This window comes from Mesorhizobium sp. M1322, from assembly GCF_040318085.1.
Classification (GTDB): domain Bacteria; phylum Pseudomonadota; class Alphaproteobacteria; order Rhizobiales; family Rhizobiaceae; genus Mesorhizobium.
On sequence record NZ_JAMYLP010000140.1, the window covers coordinates 1 to 9,768 of the forward strand.

A 9,768-nucleotide genomic window follows, 5' to 3' on the forward strand; every position below is an offset into this window, starting at 1 on the left:
ATGCTGATGACCTCCAGAACGAACAGGGTGCCGTCGGCCGCCGGCACGATATCGACGCCGGCGAAATCCGCTGACATAGCGGCGGCGGCGGCTCTTGCCAGCGCCGCCAGTTCGGTTTCGCCATGCCCCGAGACTTGCTCGGGCACCGCCCCGCGATTGATGTTGGTGATCCAGTCGTCGCTACGCCGGCTCATCATCGCCAGGACTTCGCCGGCGCAGACGAAAACGCGAAAATCGCGGAAAGGAGGGCCAGGACGCGGCACGTAGTGCTGGAGATAGTAGACGCCGTTCACCTCTTCTTCGGCGGGGAGATCGGATAGTGTTTCGATCAGCCTGATGCCGCGGCCCTGCGCGCCGAAAAGCGGCTTCAGCACCAGCGGCATGAACGGCAGTTCGCGTTCGGCGATCGCTTCGGCCATGGCACGTCCCTCGACCGCGAATGTCGGCGGCGTCGGCAGGCCGGCATTCTTCAGGAGGAAGGTCGTCATCGACTTGTCGACGCAGCGTTCTATCGCCGGTGCGGAATTCCACACCGGTACGGAGAGTTTGGCGAATGCGTGCAGCACGCCGAGGCGGCGGGTGACCGCTTCGAACGATCCGGCGGCGATCGAACGGACCAGTACGGCGTCGGGCAGCGCGCCGTCGAAGCCGGCGATCGACAGTCCGCTCGGGCTGCCGGTGTCGAACGCGATCGCCGCCAGCGGCACGGTTGCGACAACGGCGCCCCGCCTGTCCAGCCTTGCCGCCAAGCCCTTGGAGCGGGTGTCCGAGACATCGCTGACGATCAGGATGCGGGGGATCATGTTAGGCCTCGGATACCGGTATACCGACAGCGCGAGCGAGCGGCCCGGCGGTCGGATGACAGACGAATCCATTGCACCGCCATGGTCTAACCGAGGCTCCGTTCGAGCATCCGCAGATCGCGCTCGCCGGCGCGAAACGTGTCGCCGGTCTCGATCGCCGTGACGATCACTTCGGCCGGGCTGAACAGCAGCGGGTCGATGGCATAGAAATCACCCTTGAACCGTTTGAAGACCTCGGCGAACGGGTGGCCGTGGTCCCGCGAGGCGCGGCTCGGCAGTCGCTCCGCGAGCTCACTGGCGTCTTTCGCCGAGCCTTTTACGAAGAGCTGGACGCTGCCGCCATAGATGATGGCGTCGTTGGTTCTGCCCATTGCGGTCAGGAAATCCGGATGAGGGGCGGGGATAGGCGCCGTGCCGATGCCGTCGACGATATTGTCCAGCGGAAATTTGAGATCGTTGCTCTTGTGCAAGGCGACTTCGAGCGCGCGCGCAACGATCTGCACGCTGCCCGCAAGGCTCTGTGTTGGCGCATAGAGGAAGGTGAGCTTTTCGGTTGGCAATCCGGTTGCCTTGCCGACCTTCTCGACGATCGCTTGGGGGGGCGGTTCGGCGGTCTCCAGGATAAGCACGGCGGATGACGCCGTATCGCGATAGGAAAGCGCTTCGAACAGCGGTTCGACACGGGCGAGCGCCCGCGCCGGTCCCGATCCCATGGCGAAATAATCCTGGCTCGACAGGTTCCAGCCGGCATACTGGCTGCCCAGGCAGGCAAGCACCGGCTGCGAAGACCGCACTTCGACGGTGAGCGGCCATTTCTCCGACGCGCGGTCCATGAAGACTGAAATGCTGCCGAGACCGCCCATCGCGGCCTCCGCCATGCGCAGCCCAGCCTCGACGCCGCCGGTGGCCTTGGCGCCGGCATCGATCAGGCACTCGCCCAATGGCCCCCTGGAAACGGCGATACGCAGGCGTTCGGCGTTGCCGATCATGCCGTCGATGATGCGCTGGGCATTGTCGTTCAGGAATGCCGAACCGTCTTTCATGTCCGGTCTCCTTCCCATTGGTGTTGCAATCGGCTGGCTTGTCCCTTGATGAGCCGCCTGGTCAAATCGGCGCTCGGACCGCGCGCGAAGATGGTGCAGACAGGATCGCCAGCGATCAGACGGGTGCCGGGCGACTGATGGTCCGCAGTCCATTCAGGCCAGGCAATCGATGGGAACCGGGCGATCGGCGCCGCGGCGTAGGTCACCATCGATGCCATCGAATCGACGAAGTGCGGCAGGCGGTAAGCCTTGCCCGCCGCGGCACGCAAATGCGCTTCGATCAGTGGTGCGTCGGCATCGTCGAAAATGTCGAGCGTGGCGCCTGGCCTCGGGTTGATCTCGATGAGCTTGTAGCCATTCGGTCCGCGAATGAGATCGGCGCTGCACAATCCGACCAGGCCGGCGCGGCGCGCCAGACCTGAAAGCCAGCCGCGGATCATCGCCGCCTGCCTGCGATCGAAGCGTCGCAACCGCACGGCGCCGCCATAGCGGTAGGGCGCGGCAGGGGCGGGGGACGCCCATTGTTGGCTGAAACCGACGATATCAGCGCTTTGGCCGTCGCCGACGAACAGAGCCGAGATGCTGCGGCCGGGAACGAAACGCTGGAAATAGCGGCCGCCAGGGGCCTGACACTGTAGTATCGGGGTTTCTCCGGCGGCCCGTCTGATATGCGTGCCGCCGGCACCGCCCGCGGTCTTGACCACCCAGTTCTCCGGATCGGGCGGCCGGTCCCATCGGAATTCCGGATGCGGGATACCGAGTTCGGCGCAATCGGCGGCCAGCACTTGCGGGTCCTTGATCCTGCGGATCGCGGCGCCACTATTGCCGGCGAGGGGAAAATGACGCGCGACCTCGTCGACGGTCTGCGTCATCCGCTCGAAGCCCGAGCCCAGGACGATGGCGACCGGCCAGTCGTCTCCAGCCAGTTGCCGAAGCGTCTCGACGATGCGCTCGCCGTCGATGCCGGCTTGCAGGTCGCCCGGAAGCATCGTCGCGCGCTCGGCGAGCGCGACCGGGTCGGTGTCGCAAAAGAAATCGGCGACCAGCGGACGATAGCCGGCGCGGCGCGCAGCGGCAGCCAGCGCCCGGCCTGAAATCGCCGCGATCAGGAGAGATCCGGCGTTATTTGGCGATTTCGCGTGCAAGGGAAAATGCTTCCTGGAAATCGAGCGTGATGGTTTTTTCGGCTTCGATCATTCTTTTGAAGAGGCCGAATTCGACCTTGTATTTCACGTTGCCGATGGCAAGCGGACCAATGCCGACAGCTTTTGCCGCTTCGAGCGGATCGCCATTGGCATTGACGGCCACGCCTTCGATGCCGGCCGGCGGGACCGCATTGACGTCGGCGGCGATAAGCAGACCATCGCCTTTCAACTGGGCTTTCGAGACCACCTGGACACCGGCCTTGGCGCAAGCCAGGATCACCTCGCTCGCCTCGACCAGCTTCGTCTTGCGGGCGTCGCTCGATCCGTCAGCCGCATCTACGGCGATCTTGAATCGGCTTTTGATCTCGGCCGCGATCTGCTCGACCCTTTCGATGCCGTCGTGACCGACAAGCGTGACCCGGGCGCCTTCCCTGGCCGCAATGACGGCCGTGCAGAAGCCGACGACGCCGGTGGCGCCGAAAACAGCGATCCTCGTGTCCCTCAGCCCGCGCTCGAATTTCTTCTCGAGCGCTTTTTCGACCTTGGCCACCATCGCCGCGGCCGTGGTGAACGAGCCGGCCGGATCGGCGAATACCGAAACCTGGAAAGGCGGCACCATCGCCTTTCGCGCTGCGTCGAACATGTCGAGCGCCAGCGAGGCATCCTTGCCGGCGATGAAGATGCCGGTGTCGACGCCTGCATCGGGCGGGCGCGAAAAGATCGCGTCCTGTACGAGGCCTGTCACCTCGCCGAGGCTTACATCGACATAGGGGACGACGGCGTCGAAACCTGCATCGAGCGCCATGTTCACGTCGAAAGGGCTCATATGCTTTAACGGCGTCAGCATGTGCAGGATATGTTTGCGGGCCATTTCTCGCCTTTCTGCTTATGTGATCGCGTTGTCGAGTTGTCAGCTGCCGACGAGATCAAGTTTGGTCGAACTGATCTTCGCGCCGGAATTCCTGCCCTTGACGATCTTGATCTCAATGGCGTTTTCAACCGTCTTCTGAACCGCGCTGACGAAGCTGACCGCGGCGTCTTGCGAGGGGGCGAAGGCAAACCCTGTTGGTCCCCACGAGCTCTGGCCGATGCCGACGGCGCCTGCTGCATTGAGAGCGTGGGCCACCCTCTCGACCCGCTTTGAGGTGAACACGCCACCTTGCGCCGGGGCGAAGTGGGTGCCGATCAGCATCTGGATCGCGGAGACGGCGGCGCCGAAGGCTGGAAGGTCGTGCTCGATCAAAGCCGGCATAATGCCCATCAGCACTCGACGGCAGATTTCTCCGCTCCCGGACGTCGGAAAGGGCGGCAGCGAACGAAACGCCGCGATTTCGGCATCGCCATGCAGTCCATGCCCGCCACGGTCAAGGATCAGGATGACGCGCCACTCTTCCGGAAACGGCAATCGCGCCACGACCGGCGGCGGCCTGCCGCTGTCGTCCTTGCCTGCGTCGACAATGACGCCACCGCGTTCGAAACTGGCGATGCCGATGCCGGATCGGCCGCCGCGCTCGAGCAGGGTCGCGTCGCCCCCGATATCGAGAGGCAGGTTGTGGAGCGTGCGCAGCGCCGAGGCGACGGCAAGGGCGATCTGCGTGCCAGAACCCAGGCCGGCATGGCTCGGGATCGACTGTTCGACCACCAGACGGTGCTGGCCGCGAATGCCAAGATGGCTGCAGAGCGTCGACAAATGCTCGCCGGCGCGGCGGCTCTCCGGGCCTTCGACGACGGTTTCGCTGGATCGCGACAGGGTGACGACGGTTTCGCGTTCGCCCAATGGAAGCCCGACGCTCCCAAAGCGACGTCCGGTATCGCCGCTGAGATCGAGGAAGCCAAGATGCAGGCGGGCGGGCACTCGTATGGTAACAGAATTCGACATCTACCCCCCGATGGGTGCATCATAGACGCATCATGGAAGTTTAGGTGCCCATCGCCATGATAGCTGTTTTCGTCGAAGGGGCAAGCCGGAGAGAATGCATTCGTTTTATCTGTTTTGGCCCGGGCGCGAAGACAGACCGGGTAATTCGCGGAGGTCGAGATGAACGAGACAGCTAAGGAAAAGGTCTATTCGGAAGCCGAGATTGCCGCTCGGCTCGAGAAGGAGCTGCCGAAATGGCGCTACGAGAACGGCTGGATCCGGCGCAAATACAAGACCCACAGCTGGAAATCGACACTGATGGTCATCAACACGGTCGGCCATCTCGCCGAGGCGGCGTGGCACCATCCCGACATCACGGCGTCCTATGCCTGGGTCGAGGTGCGGCTGATGAACCACGCAGCGAAGGGCATCACCGACAAAGACTTCGAGCTGGCCAAAAAGATCGAGGATGTCGTCCAGTGGCAGCCGGCCAAGGAAGGCGGCGCGCTGGAAGGCACTCCGCCGACCGATCAGCGCTTCGCTTACATCAAATATGATTAAGCGCGGTCGGAATTTGTTGATGGCGTAAGAAAACATTCGCTAATCTGCTGACAGGCGGGGTTCACGGCCAATCCAGTTTCGTCTAGGATCAAGCCGGCACCAGAAAGTAGCGTAGTGAATGGCGGTTGCTTGGATCGGCAACCGGGAAACGCTGGTCGAGCGCGCGGCCGCACATGCCGCCGCGCTGTTGGGGTCGAGCCGGTGCCCGGTTTTCAGCTTGGATACGGATATACACGGCACCAGGGCGGCGATCGCGCTGGCTGAGCGGGTTGGCGCGGCATACGATCATGCCGATGGTGCCGCACTTTCCCGGGAGACAGCGCTTTTCACCGACAGAGGCGCGATGACCGTGGCGCCCGGCGAGACGCGCCGGCGCGCCGATGTCGTGGTGATTGTCGGCGAACTCCCGCAAATCCATCATGAATTTGTCGGCGAACTCTCAGCCACGGTTCCCGATCTCTCGGCCCCCGATCTCTTAGGCAAGAATCAACGCGAGATCTTTCTGGTCGGGTCGAACGGGGCGTCTGGGCCGCCGTTGAACAACAGGCGGACGGCGACGCTCCTGTCCTGCGGCGAGGCAAGCCTCGGCGCGACGCTGGCGGCTCTGAGGGCGCAGTGGAAGGGGCGCCGGACATCGCAGCCGGTGTCGAATTTCGACGATTTCACCAAAGCCCTGGAGGCTGCGCATTTTCCCGTCTTCCTGTTTTCAGGCGACGCAACCGAAGGGCTGGCGCTTGAGATGCTGCAAGGACTGATCACTGATCTCAACCGCAAATCACGCGCATCCGGCCTTCATCTGCCGGCAAGCGAAAATGGATGGGGTAGCGCGCTCGCCTCGACCTGGATGACGGGTTTTCCGCTGCGCACCGGCTTTGCGCGCGGCTTTCCGGAATTCGATCCCTGGCGTTACGATGTCGCGCGCATGATCGCTGCCGGCGAAGCCGACCTGCACCTGCGGATATCTTCCTCAATTGTCCAGCCGCAGAAGAAAAAGAACCGCATGGCGCTGATTGCGCTGGCGAAAACGCAGGAGCCGGTTGCGGGCGCTGCGGTCACCATCGCCATTGGCGAAGCGGGCGTCGATCACGAGGCGGTGGTCTATTCCAGCCGCACCGGTTCGCTGCGGTCGATCGATGCGCGAGCGGCGTCCGAACTGCCCTCCGCTGCGACTGTCATCCGACTGGTCGCCAGTCATGTCTCCGCCGAGGCCGCGTTGCCATGCTGACGAAAATCGCGGGCGGCGATATCATCGATCCCGTCAACGGCCGTCTCGGCAAGGGCGACCTCTGGATCAGGGACGACAAGATCGTTGCCGCGCCGGCGGGGGGCGCTGCCGACCGGACCATCGACGCCGCCGGCTGCATCGTCATGGCGGGCGCCATCGACGTCCATTCCCACATCGGCGGCGGCAACGTGAATACGGCACGGCTGCTCTTGCCCGAGCAGCATGCCGCGCATCAGGCGCGGCCGGCGACGACGCCGCTCTCCAACGCCGGCTGGTCGACCTTCCAGACCGGCTGTCTCTACGCCAAGATGGGTTTTACTACCGTCGTCGAGCCGGCGATGTCGCCGGGAGCGGCACTTCACACCCATCTCGAACTGGCCGACATCCCGATCATCGACAAGGCGACGCTCGCCATTCTCGGCAACGACGATTTCCTGCTGTCAATGATCCGCGACGACGCTTCGTCTCAAATGATCGAGGACTATGTCGCCTGGACGGTCGCCTCGACGCGGGCGCTTGGGGTCAAGGTGATCAACGCCGGTGCAGCGGCCGCCTTCAAGGAAAACGTCCGCACCTTCTCGCTGGACGATGTGGTGCCTTCCTATGGCGTAAGCTCGCGCAAGATCGTCAAGACGCTACAGGCGGCCGTCGACAGCCTTGGCGTCCCGCATCCTCTGCATGTCCATTGCAACAATCTGGGCAGTCCCGGATCGGCGGATACGGCGGCTTCGACGATCGCGGCGGCGGAAGGGGTGCCGCTGCACCTCGCCCATCTCCAGTTCTACGGCTATGGCACGGAAGGGAAGCGCAGGTTTTCCTCGGCCGCGGCGCGTCTTGCCGAACTGGTCAACGCGACGCCGGAGGTCACCATCGACATCGGCCAGGTGATGTTCGGCCAAACGGTCACTGTCTCCTCCGACGTCATGCGGCAGTTTTCGGCGCGTGGCAGTGCGCACCCGAAGAAATCCGTCATTCATGACGGCGACGGCAACGGCGGCGGCATCGTGCCCTACAGCTATGGCAAGGATTTCTATGGCACCATGCAGTGGGCGATCGGGCTCGAGCTTTTTCTCCTGATCGATGATCCCTGGCGTGTCTTCTTCACCACCGATCATCCCAACGGCGCACCCTTTACCGCCTATCCGGCTCTGTTCGAGCTGCTGATGAGCCGGGAAGCACGCACCGAAATGATTGCCGGGCTTCCAAAATCCGCCATGGCGCTCTCCACCCTGGCCGCAATCGACCGCGAATACACGTTCGAGGAAATTGCCATCATGACGCGCGCCGCCCCAGCCAAGCTGCTCGGGCTGACGGATCGAGGCCATCTCGGCGCCGGCGCCATAGCCGACATCGCTGTCTACCGCAGGGACGGGAACATCGCGAAAATGCTGGGGCAGGCGGCGTATGTCTTCAAGGATGGCGATCTCGTCGTGCAGGATGGGGAGATCACCCACTACCGCTGGGGCAAGGCGCTCAGGCTCAATCCGTCGCCGGACAAGGCGATGGTGCGGCGTCTGGAGGACTATCACCAGCACCGCTATGGCCTGTCGCTGGACTGGTTCAATTTCCCGGATTCCGCGATAGCGCGAGAACAGCCATTCGGCGAGGTGGCATGCCGAACGTGAGCGTAAATGGCATAGTGATCGACGATACGTTTGCCGAGGCCTTCGGCATGCGCGCGACCGCCATCATCATCACCGCGCCGAACCGGAAATGGGCGCGCCAGGCGGCGATCACCATGATCGGCTTTGCCACCTCGGTGATCGGCTGCGGCTGCGAAGCGGCAATCGATGTCGAACTGCCGCCATCGGCCACACCGGATGGCCGGCCCGGCTGCCGCGTGATGATCTTTGCGATGGGAACAGACGAGCTGCAGAAACAACTGCTCAATCGCGTCGGCCAGTGTGTTTTGACCTCGCCGGGTTCCGCCTGCTTCGCTGGACTGGAGGGCAGCGCCGAGTTGAAGCTCGGTTCGGCGCTGCGTTATTTCGGCGATGGCTGGCAGATCTCCAAGAAAATCGGCGGCAGGCATTTTTGGCGCGTTCCAGTCATGGACGGCGAATTCCTGTGCGAAGCGACGACCGGGCTGACGAAGGGTGCCGTCGGCGGCGGAAATTTCTTCGTCATGGCTGAAAGCAGCGCCAAGGCCTTGGTTGCCGCAGAGGCCGCGGTTGCCGCGATAGGCCTGGTGCCCGGCGCGATTGTGCCGTTTCCGGGCGGCATCGCCCGTTCGGGTTCCAAGATCGGTGGCAAATACAAGGGCATGATCGCCTCGGCCAACGAAGCCTACGCGCCGACACTGCGCGGTGTCGTCAGGAGTGAGCTCGGTTCCGACATCAACGCCGTCCTGGAAATCGTCATCGATGGCGAGACCAACGATGCCGTTGCCGCCGCGATGAAGGCCGGCATCAAGACCGTCATCGAGCTTGGGCCGAAGCGAGGCGCAGTTCGCATAAGCGCCGGCAATTACGGCGGCAAGCTCGGCAAGTTCATCTATTCGCTGAAGGATATGCTGCCGTGAAAGCGCTGACCTTCACCCTTGTCGCAGAGCCGCCCGAGCGCCTTGACCTGTCGCCGCTGACGCCGGAGCGGCTTGCCGGGATGGAAAGGCGCGATATCGAAAAAATCCAGATCGGCATGTCGAAGCATGGATCGAAGGTCGGCGATATCTTTCGCGTCGCCGGCAACGATCCGCTGGACATCGTGTTCGAAGGTGGAAGCACGCGCCTCGACCGCGTGGCGGAAGGCATGCGGGGCGGTTCGGTTCGTGTCGTCGGTAATGCCGGCGCCCAGGCCGGGCGTGCCGTGCGCGGCGGCAAGCTCACGGTCGAAGGCAATGCGGGTCCGCATGCCGGCTCCGGCATGCGCGGCGGCAGGCTTGAAATAACAGGCAACGCCGGTGATCACCTTGGGGCGCCGCTCGCCGGAGAACTGGCCGGCATGAATGGCGGCGTGCTGATCGTCAGGGGCAAAGCGGGCGCTTTTGCCGCCGACCGCATGCGGCGCGGCCTGATCGCGGTGCTGAAAGGCTCAGGCGACAATGCCGGCAGCCGCATGATCGCCGGCACGCTGGTGGTGGCCGGCGGCACCGGCGAGATGCCCGGCTATCTGATGCGTCGCGGTTCGATCCTGC

The 9,768-nt window shown here is 63.8% G+C and carries 10 protein-coding genes; 5 read left to right on the top strand and 5 right to left on the bottom strand.

Annotated elements, in window-relative coordinates:
• The 5 genes from NKH12_RS28795 to NKH12_RS28815 all read right to left on the bottom strand — a co-directional run.
• Positions 1–803 (bottom strand): ATP-grasp domain-containing protein (locus NKH12_RS28795; protein ID WP_352956228.1); only part of this gene is annotated, 803 nt, incomplete at its 3' end.
• 86 nt (positions 804–889) lie between these two features.
• Entirely contained in the window at positions 890–1,846 is a 957-nt protein-coding gene (mch, locus tag NKH12_RS28800; RefSeq protein WP_352956229.1) for a methenyltetrahydromethanopterin cyclohydrolase, read from the bottom strand.
• On the bottom strand, positions 1,843–2,991 hold the full coding sequence (locus NKH12_RS28805) for an ATP-grasp domain-containing protein (RefSeq protein ID WP_352956230.1): 1,149 nt from the start codon (positions 2,989–2,991) through the stop codon (positions 1,843–1,845). Before NKH12_RS28805 ends, mch begins: the two co-directional genes overlap by 4 nt.
• On the bottom strand, positions 2,969–3,862 hold the full coding sequence (locus NKH12_RS28810) for an NAD(P)-dependent methylenetetrahydromethanopterin dehydrogenase (RefSeq protein ID WP_352956231.1): 894 nt from the start codon (positions 3,860–3,862) through the stop codon (positions 2,969–2,971). The genes NKH12_RS28805 and NKH12_RS28810 overlap by 23 nt, the downstream gene beginning before the upstream one ends.
• A gap of 39 nt (positions 3,863–3,901) precedes the next feature.
• Positions 3,902–4,870: a beta-ribofuranosylaminobenzene 5'-phosphate synthase family protein gene (locus NKH12_RS28815; protein ID WP_352956232.1), complete on the bottom strand. Its 969-nt coding sequence runs from the start codon at positions 4,868–4,870 to the stop codon at positions 3,902–3,904.
• A 159-nt stretch (positions 4,871–5,029) separates the two neighbouring features.
• On the opposite strand from NKH12_RS28815, the gene NKH12_RS28820 reads away from it, so the two are divergent.
• The 5 genes from NKH12_RS28820 to NKH12_RS28840 all read left to right on the top strand — a co-directional run.
• A complete protein-coding gene (locus NKH12_RS28820) occupies positions 5,030–5,410 on the top strand; it encodes a 4a-hydroxytetrahydrobiopterin dehydratase (RefSeq protein WP_352956233.1) in 381 nt (126 codons plus the stop codon).
• 118 nt (positions 5,411–5,528) lie between these two features.
• Positions 5,529–6,635, top strand: coding sequence for a tungsten formylmethanofuran dehydrogenase (locus NKH12_RS28825; RefSeq protein WP_352956234.1), 1,107 nt, complete (start codon positions 5,529–5,531; stop codon positions 6,633–6,635).
• Positions 6,629–8,260, top strand: coding sequence for a formylmethanofuran dehydrogenase subunit A (locus NKH12_RS28830; RefSeq protein WP_352956235.1), 1,632 nt, complete (start codon positions 6,629–6,631; stop codon positions 8,258–8,260). Before NKH12_RS28825 ends, NKH12_RS28830 begins: the two co-directional genes overlap by 7 nt.
• On the top strand, positions 8,248–9,156 hold the full coding sequence (fhcD, locus tag NKH12_RS28835; RefSeq protein WP_352956236.1) for a formylmethanofuran--tetrahydromethanopterin N-formyltransferase: 909 nt from the start codon (positions 8,248–8,250) through the stop codon (positions 9,154–9,156). The genes NKH12_RS28830 and fhcD overlap by 13 nt, the downstream gene beginning before the upstream one ends.
• On the top strand, positions 9,153–9,768 hold a 616-nt coding region (locus NKH12_RS28840; RefSeq protein ID WP_352956237.1), incomplete at its 3' end, for a formylmethanofuran dehydrogenase subunit C. The genes fhcD and NKH12_RS28840, both read left to right, overlap by 4 nt.

Excerpts from the sequence above, each read along its gene's own strand:
- mch (WP_352956229.1), bottom strand. The coding sequence starts at position 1,846 with ATGAAAGACGGTTCGGCATTCCTGAACGACAATGCCCAGCGCATCATC.
- NKH12_RS28810 (WP_352956231.1), bottom strand. The coding sequence starts at position 3,862 with ATGGCCCGCAAACATATCCTGCACATGCTGACGCCGTTAAAGCATATG.
- NKH12_RS28815 (WP_352956232.1), bottom strand. The coding sequence starts at position 4,870 with ATGTCGAATTCTGTTACCATACGAGTGCCCGCCCGCCTGCATCTTGGC.
- NKH12_RS28820 (WP_352956233.1), top strand. The coding sequence starts at position 5,030 with ATGAACGAGACAGCTAAGGAAAAGGTCTATTCGGAAGCCGAGATTGCC.
- NKH12_RS28825 (WP_352956234.1), top strand. The coding sequence starts at position 5,529 with ATGGCGGTTGCTTGGATCGGCAACCGGGAAACGCTGGTCGAGCGCGCG.
- NKH12_RS28830 (WP_352956235.1), top strand. The coding sequence starts at position 6,629 with ATGCTGACGAAAATCGCGGGCGGCGATATCATCGATCCCGTCAACGGC.
- fhcD (WP_352956236.1), top strand. The coding sequence starts at position 8,248 with ATGCCGAACGTGAGCGTAAATGGCATAGTGATCGACGATACGTTTGCC.